General features: G+C 69.0%; 12 protein-coding genes. 4 read left to right on the forward strand and 8 right to left on the reverse strand.

Annotated elements, in window-relative coordinates; all coding sequences use genetic code 11:
- Positions 1–27: 27 nt before the first annotated feature.
- The gene (locus LX13_RS01270; protein ID WP_253659508.1) at positions 28–1,389 is read right to left on the reverse strand and encodes a neutral zinc metallopeptidase; all 1,362 of its coding nucleotides are present in this window, start codon (positions 1,387–1,389) and stop codon (positions 28–30) included.
- A gap of 96 nt (positions 1,390–1,485) precedes the next feature.
- Here LX13_RS01270 and LX13_RS01275 point away from each other — a divergent pair, with 96 nt between their 5' ends.
- Positions 1,486–2,199 carry an LpqN/LpqT family lipoprotein gene (locus LX13_RS01275; protein ID WP_253659509.1) on the forward strand — a complete coding sequence of 238 codons (714 nt, stop codon included), beginning with the start codon at positions 1,486–1,488 and terminating at the stop codon, positions 2,197–2,199.
- 16 nt (positions 2,200–2,215) lie between these two features.
- Here LX13_RS01275 and LX13_RS01280 read toward each other — a convergent pair whose 3' ends face one another.
- From LX13_RS01280 to LX13_RS01290, 3 genes are all read right to left on the reverse strand, one after another.
- Positions 2,216–5,299, reverse strand: coding sequence for an ATP-binding protein (locus LX13_RS01280; RefSeq protein ID WP_253659510.1), 3,084 nt, complete (start codon positions 5,297–5,299; stop codon positions 2,216–2,218).
- Between the two features lie 76 nt (positions 5,300–5,375).
- The gene (locus LX13_RS01285) at positions 5,376–6,548 is read right to left on the reverse strand and encodes a cystathionine gamma-synthase (protein ID WP_253659511.1); all 1,173 of its coding nucleotides are present in this window, start codon (positions 6,546–6,548) and stop codon (positions 5,376–5,378) included.
- Complete coding sequence (locus LX13_RS01290) at positions 6,545–7,951, reverse strand: cystathionine beta-synthase (protein ID WP_253659512.1); 1,407 nt, start codon at positions 7,949–7,951, stop codon at positions 6,545–6,547. The genes LX13_RS01285 and LX13_RS01290 overlap by 4 nt, the downstream gene beginning before the upstream one ends.
- A 78-nt stretch (positions 7,952–8,029) precedes the next feature.
- Between LX13_RS01290 and LX13_RS01295 the strand changes: the two genes are divergently transcribed.
- Both LX13_RS01295 and LX13_RS01300 read left to right on the forward strand, forming a co-directional pair.
- A complete protein-coding gene (locus LX13_RS01295; RefSeq protein WP_253659513.1) occupies positions 8,030–9,019 on the forward strand; it encodes an SGNH/GDSL hydrolase family protein in 990 nt (329 codons plus the stop codon).
- A gap of 44 nt (positions 9,020–9,063) precedes the next feature.
- Positions 9,064–10,287, forward strand: a complete 1,224-nt coding sequence (locus LX13_RS01300) for an acetyl-CoA C-acetyltransferase (RefSeq protein WP_253659514.1) — start codon at positions 9,064–9,066, stop codon at positions 10,285–10,287.
- Here the strand turns inward: LX13_RS01300 and LX13_RS01305 are convergent.
- The 3 genes from LX13_RS01305 to LX13_RS01315 form a co-directional block, all read right to left on the reverse strand.
- On the reverse strand, positions 10,280–11,815 hold the full coding sequence (locus LX13_RS01305) for an MDR family MFS transporter (RefSeq protein WP_253659515.1): 1,536 nt from the start codon (positions 11,813–11,815) through the stop codon (positions 10,280–10,282). The two genes, LX13_RS01300 and LX13_RS01305, sit on opposite strands and share 8 nt — an antisense overlap.
- 142 nt (positions 11,816–11,957) lie before the next feature.
- Positions 11,958–12,833 carry a Bax inhibitor-1/YccA family protein gene (locus LX13_RS01310; RefSeq protein ID WP_253659516.1) on the reverse strand — a complete coding sequence of 292 codons (876 nt, stop codon included), beginning with the start codon at positions 12,831–12,833 and terminating at the stop codon, positions 11,958–11,960.
- A gap of 137 nt (positions 12,834–12,970) precedes the next feature.
- Positions 12,971–13,585: a TetR/AcrR family transcriptional regulator gene (locus tag LX13_RS01315; protein ID WP_253659517.1), complete on the reverse strand. Its 615-nt coding sequence runs from the start codon at positions 13,583–13,585 to the stop codon at positions 12,971–12,973.
- An 80-nt stretch (positions 13,586–13,665) separates the two neighbouring features.
- Between LX13_RS01315 and LX13_RS01320 the strand changes: the two genes are divergently transcribed.
- The gene (locus LX13_RS01320; protein ID WP_253659518.1) at positions 13,666–14,541 is read left to right on the forward strand and encodes an alpha/beta fold hydrolase; all 876 of its coding nucleotides are present in this window, start codon (positions 13,666–13,668) and stop codon (positions 14,539–14,541) included.
- 19 nt (positions 14,542–14,560) lie between these two features.
- Here the strand turns inward: LX13_RS01320 and LX13_RS01325 are convergent, their stop codons facing one another.
- Positions 14,561–16,861, reverse strand: a complete 2,301-nt coding sequence (locus tag LX13_RS01325; protein ID WP_253659519.1) for an MMPL family transporter — start codon at positions 16,859–16,861, stop codon at positions 14,561–14,563.
- Positions 16,862–16,889: the final 28 nt, after the last annotated feature.

Genomic DNA, 16,889 nt, shown 5'->3' on the forward strand with positions numbered 1-16,889 from the left:
ACCGCGGGACCGCGAGCCCCGCCGACCTCAGGACGTTGCGAGGCAGGGCTTCGCGCCGTTGATCACGCCGCTGCGGTAGGCCTCGGTCCGCACGAATCCCGCGCCCTGCCGGTCGGCGTCGCCGGGACCTCGGAAGGTCAGCAGGGCCTCGATGGCCTCGTCGAGGTCTCCGGGCGAGAGCGAGTAGCCGCTCGTCGCGTCCCGGTTCTGCAGCAGCACACTCGCGGTCCAGGCCCCCGCGAGACAGTCCGCCCGCTGCGAACTCATGGCCTCGTCCGACGAATCCCCCATCTGCGTCAGTGCCGCGATCCCCCACTGGGTAGCCAGCAGCGCGGCGACGGCGAAGTCGCCTCCCTCGGCGTAGAAGCCCTGCATCGACTCATCCTCGAATCCGACGTAGTTGTCCGGGACGCAGTAGAAGAGCAGGTATCCCTGCGCCGAGGTGTCACCGCACGCCGGGGCCCGTGATCCGAAGGGGACGACGCGACGCACCGGCGTCCACCGCTTGCCGGTCAGCTCGGGGTAGACCTGTGACCAGTAGTCCTCGAGGTCGACCGGCACGCCGGCGATGATGTCGTCGTAGGGCGCGTCCCCGCCCGCGGCCTCGTCGGCAGCGCTGCCGAACGGCAGCTCGACCACCGCGGGCGCACCGTCGCGGTAGCCGGCGCACGTGGTCGGGCCGTTCTCGTATCCGTTCTGGAACGCGTTGATGCGGTCGAACCCGCTGCCGTGGGCCGAGGGATCGTCTGCCGCGGTTCCGGGTTCGTCCCGCAGGGACAGGAACCCGGCGAGCGCGCGGTCGAGGTCGACACTCGAGACGCGGTACTCACCGGAATCGATGGCGTGCCGGCTCCAGGCCCCCGAGAAACAGTCGGCCTGGATCTCCCGCGTGATGGTCATGCCGTCGAAATCCGATCGAGCCTGCAGCGCGTGCCCCCACTCGTGGGCCAGTACCACCGGGATCACGAAGTCGCCGTATGTCTTCCGCAGTTCGGGCAGCAGTCCCGCCGCGTCCCAGGCGACGACGTCCTTCGTCGCGCAGTAGAAGGCGTTGCCCGCGATGTCGGACGCCGTCTCGGCGCACGGCGGCAGCGGACCCGTACCGGGGTCCACCGCGTAGAAGCCGCCGGTGACCGGCTGGTATGCCGCGCCGTCGTAGACCCGGGGGTACTCGGTCGTCCAGTAGTCCTGGATGTGCGCGATCGACTGCGCGACCATCACGTTCACGGGGTCGGCGCGGTCGCCGATGATCGGCACCGCCGGGACGCTTGACGACGCCGAGGACTCCTGCGGGCGCGGCCCACCGGTCTGCCCGGAGGAGCACGCGGTCGCGATCGTGACGACCGTCGCGACGATGACGACGACGGGGCGGACTCGGTTCAGGCGCATGTCGCGCAGTCAACCGTGGTGGGGTTGAACAAATCATGGACAGCTCGGCGGCGGCGATCCAATCGGTTTCCAATTCGCGATCTCTATCTTGCCACCATGAAACTCACGAAGATCGGATCGGCGACCGTCGTCGTCGGCGCAGCACTCACCCTCGTCCTCGCCGGCTGCTCGAGCAGCTCCGACTCGGCGTCGGGATCGTCCACGTCCTCATCCGCCCCGAGCTCGACCTCCAGCGCGGCGGCACCGTCCACCGGCGAGCTCACCCCCCGATCGGTCGACGCGACCGGAGCCAACGTCACCATCGCCGACTACATCAAGCAGAACAACATCACCGAGACGCCGATCAAGATGGGCGACACGACCGCGCCCACCATCGACCTGCCGATCCCGGAGGGGTGGACCCCTGCGGGCGACAAGACCCCGGACTACGCCTACGCCGCAATCGAATACACCGGGCCCGACGCGTCGTCGGCGTCGTACACCCCGAACTTCGTCGCCCTGCTGTCGCGACTCGAGGGCACCGTCGACCCGCAGAAGCTGATCGATGCGGCGTCGGGCGAGGTCAAGAACCTCAAGGACGCCGAGGTTCTCGACGAACAGACCGCCACCCTGTCGGGTTACCCCGCGTACGAGATCGCGGCCAACTACGACCTCGAGGGCACCAAGGCGCTGAGCGCCCAGAAGACGGTGGTCATCCCCGGCGACGGAGCGGTGTACATATTGCAGCTCAACGGAACCAGCGATCAGGCGCAGTCGGAGATCCTGCAGACCGCGGCCCAGTCGATCGACAAGGCGACGATCACGCAGTAGCGCGACGGCGAACTCCTCAGCCGGCGTTGCCGGAGAAGTGACCGTCGACGACGCGACCGTCGGTGGACCGGAGCCCGCGGTTCACCGACGGTCGCCTCTCCCATGCCATCTCACCGGTGGCGTGCGCCATCAGTTCGGCGCGGTGGGTCGAGGCGCGGGCGTCGTCGATGTGACCGTGCGCGTTCTCGACCTCGGCCAGCAGCCGCAGGTAGAACGGCGCGAAGATCCGCATGCCGCCGGAGGTGTGGTGCGCGAGGCCCTCGCGGATGGCGCCGGTCGTGTCGGGACCGCCGACGGCCATGCCGCGCGCCCACCCGGCGATGATCTGCGTCGAGCCGAGGAGATCCACGGCACCGGCCCGGTTCAGCACCCCGATCAGCTCATCGGCCTCGGCGGCGGTGCCGGGCACAACCCCGCAGAACGCGTTGACCTGCAAGGCATTGACCGAGATGATCGCCTCGGCGAACGCGTTCGATCGGGATCGAGCCAGTTGGATCCCGTTGTGCGCCATGGCCCGACCCGTCACGGCATCGCCCAGGGTGGCGTGGGCCAGAGCTGCGACCCCGAAGGCCCGGACGTCGAACAGCAACAGGTTGTCGCGAGCGGGAACCGCGGGCACCTCGGTCTGCAGCCGTTCGACGGTGCGCACCGCAGCGGCGGGTTCCCCGCGCATCAGCTCGGCGACCGCCCGGACGTAGAACCCGGCCGCCCCGGCCGCCGGGTCGCCGCCGGCATCGAACGTCACGATGAGTTTCTCGCCGAGCGCGGCAGCCTCGCGATAGCCGGCGGTCCCCACCAGCATCGCGCAGCGTAGCGCCACCGCCGAGGTGAACAGCGACGTCGACGACATCGCCGACCCGACCTCGAACGCCCGCGCCAGCGCCTCCTCGGCCTCGGTCGAGGTGTGTCCCTTGAGGACGGCGAGCACCGACGCCCGTTGCATCCAGTGTCTGGCCTCGCGCTCGAGCCGGGAGTCGCTGGGTGGCATCCGCTGCGCCATGTCGAGGGCGTGTTCGGTGAGATCGGCGATGTCCTGGTACTCGGCGCGCGTCACCGAGTGTTGCAGCGCACGGTCGATGAGGCCCGCCGCGACCTCGGGTTGCAGCTGTTCCCCCGCCCGCCACGCGTGGTCGGCGGCGGCGATGGTCTGGTCGTAGGCACCCACGTCGGCCCGTGCCGCGTACGCGCCGGCGATGCGTGCGTGCCCCCACTCGCGACGGTCCGCGGGCAGGTCGTCGGCGGACACGTGCCGGATCACCGCGTGGGTGAACCAATACCGTTGCGGCGCCAGCGCACTCGGGGTCAGCACACCGATGCGGCAGGCCGGACCGAGGAGTTCGCGCAGTTCGGAGTCGCTGATGTCGAGCACCTGCGCGAGCAACGCCGATTCGATGACGACCCCGAGCAGCGCCCCCACGCTCAGCGCATCCCGGGTGCGTCGCGACAGTCCGGCCAGCCGTCGGCGCACCACCCCCGCCACCGCGTCGGGCAGGACGGCGATGTCGATGCGCCGGGTGTCGGCGTCGAGGTGACCGCCTGCGTACAGCAATCGGGCCAGTTCGCGGGTGTGGAACGGGTTGCCCCCGGTTCGGTCGTGGATGGCCGCGACCAGATCGGGATGCGCGCGTACGCGGGTCTCGACGGTCAGGAGTTCGCCGACGGCCTCGGGGCTGAGCGGTCCGAGTCGTATGGTCACGGTGTCGGATCTGCTCAGCAGGCGGTCGAAGGCCTTGGGGCGCAGCGGCCGATCCGGTCCCGCGTCCTGCCAGGTGACGACGACGAGCAGGGGGACCTCGCGGAGGCGATGTGACAGCACCTCGAGCACCTCACGGGTCGGACGGTCCGCGCGGTGCAGATCGTCGAGGACCAGGACGGTCGGCGTCGCGCCGACCAGCATGGCGATCACGGTCGCGATCTGATCAGCGCCCTCGAAGCGTGATGCCGCAGTCGAATCCGTCGATGGGCCTGCCGATCCCGGCCCCCGTGTGGAGAGGAGGTCGGGGGCGAACGCCGTCGCGCGGGTGACGGCGTCGGGGTCGGCGTGTTCGACGAGGCGGTCGACGATGTGCACCCAGGTCCACATCGGCGGTTCGCGGACACCGTCGGTCTGCGTCGACCACGCGAAGACGAATCCCTGCTCCAGGGCGTCGTCGACGACGGCCGCGGCCATCGACGACTTGCCGGTGCCGGAGTCACCGCGGATGACCGTCATCGCGCCGTGCCCGCGTGGCGTGGCCGACACCAGGTCGGCCAGCACCGACAACTCGCGGTCGCGGCCGACGATCCGGTGGTTGCGCGGCGTGTCGACCACCGCGGTCCGCAGTTCCAGCCGCAGCGGTGCGTAGTCGAGTTCGGTGGACTCCCTGGCGATCTCACGCCGCAGGTGTTCGAGGGCGGCGCCCGGTGCGACGCCGAGTTCCTCGTCGAGCACCGTCCGGGCCCGCTGGTAGGTCCCCAACGCCTCCGCGCGCCGTCCGGACCGGTACAACGCGACCATCAACTGTCCCCACAGCCGTTCGTGCAGGGGGTCGATGCGCACCTGCTCCTCGAGCCCCGGGATCAATTCGGCGTCGCGACCGAGCTGCAGCCCGGCCTCGTAGAGCCCCTCGGCGGCCATGGTCCGCAGGGCACCGAGACGGTGGACCGCTGCGTCGGCGAACCGGTGCTCGCGGAAGTCGAACAGCGCGGGCCCGCGCCACAGGTCGAGCGCGACACGCAACGAATCCTCGGCCCGGGCGGCGTCACCGACGGTCAGGGCCTGCCTGCCCTCGGTGGTCAGCCGCTCGAACGTGGCGGTGTCCAGCTCGTCGGGGGCGACGTCGAGGCGGTAGCCGGTCGTGTCCGTCACGAGCGCCCGTGCCCCGGTCGGATCGCCGTCGGCGAGGGCTCGGCGCAGGTTCGCGATGTAGGCGCGGACCGACGAGATCGGCTTGGCCGGCGGGGTGTCGTCCCACACCAGGTCGACGAGGGTGTCGAGGTCGACACTCGACCCGGCGTTCAGCAACAGGATCGCGAGTACCGCCCGCTGCTTGATCCCGCCCACGGAGAGGTCACGCCCGTGGGCGCGCACCACCATGTGTCCGAGAAGTCGGTACTCCACCCGCGGATTCTAAGCAGTTTCTCAGCTTCACGGGCGGCTTGTCGCGCAGCCGTACGGCCGCACACTCACGAACGGGTCAGCCGAGCGCGTTCTCCACGTCACCGAGGAGGTCGTCGATGTCCTCGATCCCGACCGACAGACGCACGAGGTTCGCGGGCACCTCGAGCAGCGAACCGGCGGTCGAGGCGTGCGTCATCGCAGCGGGATGTTCGATCAGCGACTCGATGCCGCCCAGCGACTCGGCGAGGGTGAAGATCTCGGTCTTCGCGCAGAACTCCTGGGCGGCCGGGGCCCCGCCGGCGACCAGGACCGAGATCATGCCGCCGAAACGCTTCATCTGTTTCGCCGCGACGGCGTGGTTCGGGTGCGACTCGAGGCCGGGGTAGAGCACCGACTCGATCTTGGGGTGCGACTGCAGGTAGTCGACGATCTTCTCGGCGTTGTCGCTGTGCCGGTCCATCCGCACCGCGAGGGTCTTGATGCCCCGCATCGTGAGGTAGGCGTCGAACGGTCCCGGGACCGCGCCGGCGCCGTTCTGCAGGAACGCCAGATCTGCGTCGAGCTGCTCGTCGTCGGTGACCAGGGCGCCACCGACGACGTCGGAGTGTCCACCGAGGTACTTGGTGGTGGAGTGCAGGACCACGTCGGCACCGAGTCGCAGCGGCTGCTGCAGGTAGGGCGAGGCGAAGGTGTTGTCCACCACGAGCTTCGTGCCCGCCTCGTGGGCGACGCCGGCCAGGGCCTCGATGTCACCGATGTTGAGCAGCGGGTTGGTGGGTGTCTCCACCCACACGAGCTTGGTCGCGGGGGTGATGGCCGCACGCACCGCGTCGACATCGGAGACCGCCGCCACCGAGTAGGTGATCCCCCACTGGGTGAACACCTTGTCGATGAGTCGGAACGTGCCGCCGTAGGCGTCGTTGGGGATCACCAGGTGATCGCCGGGACGCAGGGTGGCGCGCAGCAGGGCGTCGGTCGCGGCCATGCCGGAGGCGAAACCGCGACCGTACGAACCGCCCTCGATCGCAGCGAGGTTGCCCTCGAGTGCCTGACGGGTCGGGTTGCCGGTGCGGGCGTACTCAAACCCACCCCGCATGCCGCCGACGCCGTCCTGGGCGAAGGTCGAGCTGGCGTAGATCGGGACGTTGACCGCGCCGGTCAGCGGGTCGGGCTCGTACCCCGCGTGGATTGCCTTGGTGCCGAAGCCCTGCCAGTTGCTGGCGTCGACACGGCTGCGCTGTTCACTCATGACGAGGCTCCGATCTTGGGTGAGGAACTGACGAAGGCGAGGAGGTCGTGCCGGGTGATGACACCGATCGGCTTGCCGTCCTCGACCACCATCAGCGCGTCGGACTCCGACAGCGCCTTGGTCGCCGCGGACACCGGCTCGCCGGAACCGATCAGCGGGAACGGCTCGCCCATGAACGACGACACCGGGTCGGCGAGGGTCGCGCGTCCCTCGAACACCGCGCTGAGCAGTTCGCGCTCGGTGACCGCGCCGGCCACCTCACCCGCCATGATCGGCGGTTCCGCGCCGACCACCGGCATCTGCGACACCTCGAACTCACGCAGGATCTCGATCGCGTCGCGCAGCGTCTCCGCCGGATGGGTGTGCACGAAGTCGGGAAGCGAGCCGGACTTGCCGCGCAGCACGTCGCCGACCGACGGGTCGCCCTTGTCCTTGCCGTCGAGCGGGGTGCGCAGGAATCCGTAGCTGCTCATCCACTTGTCGTTGAAAATCTTGCCCATGTAGCCGCGACCGCCGTCGGGCAGCAGGACGACGACGATCGCGTCCGGCCCCTCACGCTCGGCGACCTTGAGCGCGGCCACCATCGCCATGCCGCAGGATCCGCCCACCAGCAGACCCTCCTCGCGGGCGAGGCGACGGGTCATGTCAAACGAGTCGGCGTCGGAGACGGCGATGATCTCGTCCGGGATCGACGGGTCGTAGGCACTGGGCCAGAAGTCCTCACCGACACCCTCGACGAGGTAGGGCCGACCGGTGCCGCCGGAGTAGACCGAACCCTCGGGGTCGGCGCCGATGATCTTCACGCGACCGTCGGACATCTCCTTGAGGTAGCGACCGGTGCCGGTGATGGTGCCGCCGGTGCCCACGCCGGCGACGAAGTGCGTCACCTTGCCGTCGGTGTCGTCCCAGATCTCGGGGCCGGTGGTCTCGTAGTGGCTCTGCGGGCCGGCCGGGTTCGCGTATTGGTTGGGCTTCCACGCACCCTCGATCTCACGGACCAACCGGTCGGAGACGCTGTAGTAGCTGCCCGGATCCTCCGGGGCCACCGCGGTCGGGCACACCACGACCTCGGCGCCATACGCCTTGAGCACGTTGCGCTTGTCCTCGCCGACCTTGTCGGGGCACACGAACACGCAGTGGTAACCGCGCTGCTGGGCGACCAGCGCCAGGCCCACACCGGTGTTGCCGGAGGTCGGTTCGACGATGGTGCCGCCGGGCTTGAGCTCCCCGGAGGCCTCGGCCGCGTCGACCATCTTGACGGCGATGCGGTCTTTCGACGACCCACCCGGATTGAGGTATTCGACCTTGGCGGCGACCAACCCCGAACCCGGTGTGACAACCGAGTTCAGACGGACCAGCGGGGTGCCGCCGACGAGGTCGACGACGTGATTTGCGATGCGCATGTCTCCATCGTTCCAGATCGGCGCCGACGCGGTTGCGGCGTACCGCTGAACTTTCTCCCACACCGATAGGCTCGGGGTGTGCCAGCATCCCGACGGCGAGTGGTCCGCGACGTGACCGCGTCCATCGCGGCCACCGCGGGCAGCGCCGGGGCCGGGTGGGCAGCGTGGAATTTCCTCAACGGTCAGGCGCGCGCGGCGCGCGCGGTGATCCCCCACCGCACCGACAACGCACCCAACGGTGACGGCATCTATCGACCGGACGGAACGGGTCCGATCCGGGTCACCCCGCGCGTCAGCGCCGACATCCACATGATGGTGTTCGGCGACTCCACCGCCGCCGGGCTCGGCGCGGAATCGGCCGACGAGACCCCCGGCGTGGCCCTGACGCGGATGGTGGTCCGCGAGACCGGCCGGTCGGTGCGGTTGAGCACGAAGGCCATCGTCGGGGCCACCTCGCGCGGGCTGTCCGGACAGGTCGACGCGATGCTCATCGCAGGGAAGCCACCGGACGTCGCGGTGATCCTGATCGGCGCCAACGACATCACCGCCGTCAACGCGCCCTCACCCGCGGCCAAGCGGGTCGGATCGGCGGTCCGACGTCTCGTCGAGGTCGGCGCGAAGGTCATCGTCGGCACCTGCCCGGATCTCGGCGTGGTGACGGCAATCCCGCAGCCGCTGCGTTCGGTGTTGCGCCAGTGGGGCTTCCGGCTCGCCGCGGCCCAGACGCACGAGGTGCGGGCGGCGGGCGGCCGACCGGTGCCGCTGGCCGACCTGTTGTCGCCGGTGTTCCTCGCGTCCCCCGACCGGATGTTCTCGTCGGACAACTACCACCCGTCGGCGGCGGGGTACCAACTCGCCGCCGAGACGCTGCTGCCCGAGGTGCTCGCATCGTTGGGCGAATGGGGTACCGGTCCGCTTCCCGATCCCCCGGAGGTGTCGGAGTTCGCGGAGAACAACCGGCTGGTCGTCCGCGTTCGTCGACGGCTCGGCATACCGGTCCGATTGCGCCGCCGACGTGCGGACGCGACGGTCGGGAGCGATCGCTCCACCGGTCGGAGCATGGCGTAACGTCCGGTTCGCAGTCCTGTCGCGCACACACGAGGAGTCACGTCATGCCCGAAGCCGTCATCGTCTCCACCGCACGATCGCCCATCGGACGGGCGGTCAAGGGGTCGCTCAAGGACATGCGTCCCGACGATCTCGCCGCCCAGATGATCGAGGTGGCCCTGAACAAGGTGCCCGAGCTCGATCGAGCGGACATCGAGGACATCCACCTCGGAATCGGTCAGCCCGGTGGTGGTGGTGGCTTCAACATCGGCCGCGTCGTCGCCGTCCAGCTCGGTCTCGACCACGTTCCCGGTGTCACCGTCAACCGCTACTGCTCGTCGTCGCTGCAGACCACGCGCATGGCCCTGCACGCCATCCGATCCGGCGAGGGTGACGTCTTCATCTCCGCCGGTGTCGAGAGCGTCTCGAGCTACGGCACACTGGGCAACTCCGACGGATGGCCGAACAGCAAGAACCCGATCTACGCCGACGCGCAGGCCCGTACCGAGAAGAACTCGCAGGGTGGCGCCCCGGTCTGGACCGATCCCCGCGGCGCGGGTCTGATCCCCGACGTCTACATCCCGATGGGCCAGACCGCCGAGAACGTCGCCAGCTTCACCGGCATCTCGCGTGAGGACCAGGACCGCTGGGGTGTGCAAAGCCAGAACCGCGCCGAGGCCGCCATCGACTCGGGCTTCTTCGAGCGCGAGATCGATCCGGTCACGCTGCCCGACGGCACCGTCGTGTCCACCGACGACGGTCCCCGCGCCGGCACCACCTACGAGAAGGTGTCGCAGCTCAAGCCGGTGTTCCGTCCGGACGGCACGATCACCGCGGGCAACGCCTGCCCGCTCAACGACGGCGCTGCCGCGCTGGTCATCATGAGCGACACCAAGGCCAAGGAGCTCGGCCTCACGCCGCTCGCGCGCATCGTCGCCACCGCGGCGACCGGCCTGTCGCCGGAGATCATGGGCCTCGGTCCGATCGAGGCGATCCGCAAGGTGCTGCGCCTGTCGGGCAAGACCATCTCCGACATCGACCTCGTCGAGATCAACGAGGCGTTCGCCGTGCAGGTGCTGGGTTCGGCCGCCGAACTCGGCATCGACCACGACAAGCTCAACGTCTCCGGCGGCGCGATCGCGCTGGGTCACCCGTTCGGCATGACCGGCGCCCGCATCACCACCACGCTGATCAACAACCTGCGTACCCACGACAAGACCTTCGGCATCGAGTCGATGTGTGTCGGTGGCGGTCAGGGTATGGCGATGGTGCTCGAGCGCCTCAGCTGAGTCGCGTCAACTCGTCCGACGAGCCCTGCACCGAGATCGTCGGTGCGGGGCTCGTCTCGTCGGGGAGCGTCTCGCCGACGTCCGTGTGCTCGGGGTGTACCGACGACTTCGGCGCCCGCACGAACGCGACGATGACGATCAGCACGAGGCCGAGGACACCGGCGACGGTGAAGACGGTCCGCACACCGTCGGTGATCGCCTGCGCGTCGGCCACGCCCGCGGCCCGGCCGTCGGCCGCGACCACGGTCATCACGGTGATGAACAACGCCGTGCCTGCAGCGCCTGCCACCTGCTGGAACGTGCCGAGCGCGGCCGAGGCGTGCGAGTAGCGCGCCGGCGCAACCGATCCCAGAGCGGACGTCATCAGCGGGGTGAAGGTCGCCGCCAGCCCCAGGCACAGGGTCATGTTGGCCCCGGTCAGCAGCCAGGCCGACGTCGTGGTGTCGATGGTGGTGAGCAGCCACACCCCGGCGGTGATCAGCAACGCTCCGGGCATGACGAGTACCCGCGGTCCGCGTCGGTCGTAGATACGTCCGACCACGGGTCCCGCGATGCCCATCAGCAGACCACCGGGCAGGGTCAGCAGGCCCGTCGACAACGGGCTGAAGCCGAGTACCGCCTGCGCGAAGTACGGCACCACGATGAACGTCCCCATCATGGTGGACATCGCGACGACCATCGCCACGATCGCCAGCGAGAACTGGAACGACGCGAACACCCGGAGGTCGAGCAGCGCACGGTCGGTCCGCTGCAGCCGCAACTGCCGGATGACGAACGCACACAGCCCGATCACGCCGACGGTGAACGGGATCCACACGGGTACGGCCGATCCGTGGTCGGCGGCCTCCCCGATGCCGACCAGTCCGTAGACCAGTCCGCCGAAACCGAGGATCGCCATCGGCACCGACACCACGTCGATCGGGACGCTCACCGTCGGCGACACCGACCGCACGCAGACCGCGCCGACGACCAGCGCCGCGACGGCGATGGGGATCATCACGCCGAAGATCCAGCGCCACCCCAGGTGATCGAGAACCAGCCCGGACAGTGTGGGGCCGAGCGCGGGTGCCACCGCGATGACGACGGAGATGTTGCCCATCATCACGCCCCGGCGGTTCTCCGGGACCAGGGTCATGACCGTGGTCATCAACAGCGGCAGCATGATCGCCGTTCCCACCGCCTGCACGACCCGCGCGACGAGGAGCACCTCGAAGCCGGGCGCGACGAACGCGAGGACCGTTCCTGCGGTGAACGACGACATCGCCGTGATGAACAGCGGACGGGTACCGATCCGCTGGATCAGGAAACCGGTCAGCGGGATGACGACCGCCATCGTCAGCATGAACACCGTCGTGAGCCACTGACCGACGCTGGGCGGGACGCCGAGTTGCTCCTGGAGCACCGGGATCGCGACGCTCATGACCGTCTCGTTGAGGATCACGACGAACGTCGCGACCAGGAGCAGACCGATCACCAGCACGTGGTCGCGAGTCAGTCGGTCGGTCGCGTCGGTACGCGTGATGGTCATGGGTCCCCTCTTCGTGAGCTGGAAAGAGTGTCGCCGGGTATGACTCGTGCGCGCAAGGAAAATAATCGCGGCCGGACACGACAGCGGCCCCACACCCGCCGGGTGTGGGGCCGCTGTCGATCAGTTGCGTGGTGCCCGATGACTAGTCGGAGTTGAAGTAGCTCAGCAGTCGCAGGATCTCGACGTAGAGCCAGACCAGGGTCACGGTCAGGCCGAGGGCGATGCCCCAGGCGGCCTTGGCCGGCGCGCCGGCACGGATGAGACGGTCGGCCGAGTCGAAGTCGATCAGGAAGCTGAACGCGGCCAGACCGATGCAGACGAGCGAGAAGATGATCGCGATCGGGCCACCGCTGCGCAGGCCGAGACCCTCACCGCCGTTGAAGAACCCGACGACCAGGTTGGCCAGGATGAGCACGATGACGCCGACGAGACCGGCGAACAGCATGCGGGTGAAGCGCGGGGTGACGCGGATGGCGCCCGTCTTGTAGACGATCAGCATGCCGCCGAAGACACCGAACGTGCCGAGCACGGCCTGTCCGATGAGCATCCCGGCCGAGATGTCGCCCGCCACGACGAAGTTGGCGAAGACGAACGAGATCGCACCGACGAACAGACCCTCGAGCGCCGCGTAGGAGAGCACGATGGCGGGGTTGTCCTGCTTGCGCCCGAAGGTCGCGATCATGACGAGGACGAATCCGCCGAGGCCACCGACGAGCAGCAGCGGCATCGCCAGGCCCTCGTTCTGGTGGATCAGGAAGTAGGAGATGAGGGCGGTGACGATCAGCACGCCGAGCGTCGACGCGGTCTTGGTGACGACGTCGTCGATGGTCATCGACCGGGCGCCGACCGGTTGCCCGGGGCGGGCGTACGGGTCGGTCTGCTGCGGCTGGCCCAGCTGCTGGCCCATCACGGCGCCCTGGCCGGCCCCGGCCATCCCGGTTCCGAACCCGGCGTAACCACCATTCTTCTGGTTGTCGCGGAGTACACCCCGCATGACCGGATTGCTACTTTCTCGCACCGTCTGGTCCCTTCACTAAGTTCGATCGGCTCGATCAATTCGTTCAACACTGCCCATGGCCGTCAGTGGCTTCCGGTGTCACCGTGAGCGACTGTCACGTCAACGATCGACACGGTGTCCGAGTTCCGTGACCGACTTTACCTACTCTTGACCATTGGCGCAGCGACCGCGTGCCCGTCGGTCAGTCGCACGCCGCGATGGCGATGCGCGACCGCGGCACCCGCGGCGAGCAGCGGTTCGGTGCTGCGCGTGGTGCGGGCCATGACGAAGGCGCCCTCGAGGGCGCAGATCACCGAGATCGCCACCTCGCGGGCCGCGTCGGCGTCGACGCCCCGCCGGGCGAAGTGCTCTGCCGCACCGCTCACCCAGGACTCGAAGACCTCGGCGGCGGCGACTCGGAGCGACTCCTCGGAGTCGGCCACCTCGCCCGCCACCGTGGAGACCGGGCACATGTTGGCGAATCCGGTCGACTCCATCGTCTCCGCGGCCGCGCGGAATGCGTGGGCGATCGCCTCACCCAGATCGTCGTGTCCCTCCATCAGGGTCGGTATCAGCACCGCGTAGGCGGCCCCGGAGTCGACCAGCGCCTCGCGGGCGATCTGCGTCTTGCCGCCCGGGAAGTGGTGGTAGATCGAACCGATCGGCGCGCCGGAGCCTGCGGCGATCTGTTTGATGCTCACCGCGGCGTATCCCTGGCGGCGCATCAACTCGGCGGTCGCGGTCAGGATCGACTCCCGCGTGGATCTCGCCATGGCCGCTGCCTTTCTATGGTGTTCACTGGAATGATAGTTCTAGAATGATCGCTCTAGCGGATTCGTCGAGAGGGAGCCTCATGCACGTCGGGAACCGGGACCGCCGGTCGGTGGAGTTGAGCGCAGGGCTCCTCGAGTACGCCGAGGCCGGGGACCCGCACGGCCCACCGGTCGTCCTGCTGCACGGTCTGTTGATGAACGACGCGCAGTGGGATCTGGTCCTCCCCCGATTGCCGGAGTCGTGTCGATACGTGTTGCCGGTGCTGCCGTTGGGTGGTCACCGGGTACCGATGTCGCCGCACGCCGACCTGACGCTCGCGGCGATGGTCGACCTGCTGGCCGAGTTCCTCGACGCGCTGGACCTGCGCGACGTGACCCTGGTCGTCACCGACTGGGGCGGTCCGCTGTTCCTCACCGCCCGCGGACGCGACGAGCGGGTCGGGCGGATGATCGTCCTGCCGTGCGAGGCGTACGACAACTTCCCACCGGGGCTGGCGGGGAAGATGGTCGCGGTGGCCGTACACACCCCGGGCGGCATCCGGTTCGCGGCCTGGCAGCTGCGCATCCCGTTTCTCCGACGCATGCGACTGCTACTCGGCGACATGGCCGTTCGCGAGATCCCGCAGGACATCGTGGAACGGTGGACCGCCGGCGCCCTGGCGTCGGCGGGCGTCCGATCCGATGTCCGCCGGTATGCGCTGACCCGATTCGACCGACAGGCCCTGATCGCCGACACCGAGAAGCTCGCCTGCTTCGACCGACCCGCGCTGATCATCTGGGCGCCGGAGAACCGGATGATGCCGGCTGCGCACGGCCCCGCGCTGGCCGAGTTGCTGCCCGACGCACGGCTCGTCGAGATCGAGGACTCCTACGTCCTGACGATGCTCGACCGGCCGGACCGCACCGCCGAGGTGATGTCGGAATTCCTCCGCGCCGAACTGTCGTTGCCCCGCTGACCGGGCCGACCCGGCGACATCAGCGCAGGCGGGTGGACGCACGACCGGGTACGGCAGGGGCGGGATCGATTGCGGCATCGGGGTCGTCGCCGTCGGATTCGGTCAGCCCGAAGCGATCGTGGAATCTGCGCAGCGGACCCGGCGCCCACCAGTTGGCCCGACCGGCCAACCGCATGAACGCCGGCACCAGCAGCACCCGCACGAGCGTGGCGTCGACGAGCACCGCGAGCATCAGTCCGAGTCCGAACATGCGCATGAAGGACACCTGCGAGGCGATGATGCCCGCGAACACGATCGCCATCAGCACCGCTGCGGCGGTCACCACCCGGCCGGTGCGGGCGAGTCCCATGGCCACCGCCTGCTCGTTGTCGGCGCGGGTCGCCTGCCCGGTGCGCAGCCACTCCTCGCGGATCCGCGAGAGCAGGAAGACCTCGTAGTCCATCGACAGCCCGAACGCGATACAGAACATCAGCACCGGCATGGTCGCGGCCAGCGAACCGGTCACCGTGGTGCCCAACCCGCCCAGGTGACCGTCCTGGAAGATCCACACCATCGCACCGAACGTGGCGCTCAACGAGAACGCGTTGAGCACCAACGCCTTCAGTGGCAACAGGACACTCCCGCTGAGCAGGAACAGCAGGACGAAGGTCGTGACGGCGATCAGGCCGAGCACCAGCGGCAGTCGGTCGACGATGGCGTCGACGTTGTCGCGGTTCTGCTGCGCCAATCCGGTGAACAGGACCTGCGTACCGCCCGGTGTCGGCACCGCACGCAACGCATCGAGCTGGTCGGAACCCGCGCGCGACAACGGATCCAGCGACGTGGCGACGGTGACGAACTGTGCGCGGTCGATGCTCGCCCCCGGGTCGCCGCGCGCGAACTCCTGCCCGTCGACGAAGGCCGCCTGTGCGGTGGTCACGCCGTTGACGTCGGCGATCCGCGACATCGTGTCGGCGTAGGCCGCCACCGCGGAGTTCGCCGCCGCGTCGCCACCGACGTCGGGGAGCACGGCGGTGATCGACACACTCGCGTTCTGCGGGAAGTCCTCTCGGAGCTGCGCACCGATCTCGAACGACGACGCCGAGGTGGGCAGGACCCGCTCGTCGGGGAACCCCACCTTCATGCCGAGGAAGGGCGCGCCGAGCAGCAGCAGGAAGGCGATGATCGACACCCCGACCACCAGGTGATGTCGGAACACGAATTTCGTCGACCGGTAGAACGCGGAGTCCTCCGGGTCGATGGCCGCCGGCGGCGGCTTGCGCAGCAGTCGACGGATCGGTCGGCGGACGTCGAGCGCGTCGACCCGGTCACCGAGCGCGAACAGGATCGCCGGGGTCACGATGAGTGCGGCGGCGGCCGCGACGATGATCACCCCGATGCCCGCGTAGGCGAACGACCGCAGGAAGTACATGGGGAAGATCGCCATGGCGCACAACGACAACCCGACCGTGGCCGCCGAGAACAGGACCGTCCGTCCCGCGGTGCTGATCGTGCGGATCAACGCGTCCTCACGCTTCCGCCCGGAGGCGAGTTCTTCGCGATAACGGCTGATGATCAGCAACGTGTAGTCGATGGCCAGGGCCAGCCCGAGTGCGGTCGCCAGGTTCAGCGCGAAGACGGACACATCGGTGAACAACGTCATCATGCGCAGGATCGCCGCCGCCCCGATGATGGCGATCAGGCCGATGACCACGGGGATGGCGGCCGCGACCAGCCCGCCGAAGACCCAGATCAACAGGCAGAAGCTGATCGGGATGGCGATGGCCTCCGCTATGGCGAGGTCGCGCGACGTCTGGTCGTTGATCTGTTGATAGACCAGGGCCTCACCGCCGACGGTCACGGTGATCCCCGAGCGACCCCCGGCGAACTCGTCGTCGATGGCCTGCGCGTGCAGTGCACCGTCGCGTTCACCGCCCGACACCGTGAACACGATGAGGCCGGTGGACCCCTCGGCACTCTGCAGCGCGGGGGCGAGATCGGAGTTGCGCCACAGCGACAGCACCGGTTGCTGGACGAACGTCTCGGTCTCGAGGGTGTCGGTGATCTGTTTCGCGACCCCGAGGGCGGTCGGGTCCTGGGAGATGTCGCCGGTCGTCGGGAGGCGGAGCGCTATGACCACCTGGAGACCGCCGCGGTTGAACGTCTCACCGAGTTGCGCACCGGCGCGGGCCGATTCCGACGTGGGGTCGCTGTAGCCGCCGGCCGAGAGGGCGGACCCGACCCCGAACCCCAGTGCACCACAGACCACCAGGATCGCCAGCGTGACCAGCAGGACGCGGCGAGGTGCGGCGATGACACCCTTGGTCAGACGGGAGAGCATCGTGGTGCTCCTTCGGCGCCGACACAGG

This window comes from Williamsia maris, from assembly GCF_024171815.1.
Classification (GTDB): Bacteria; Actinomycetota; Actinomycetes; order Mycobacteriales; family Mycobacteriaceae; genus Williamsia_A; species Williamsia_A maris.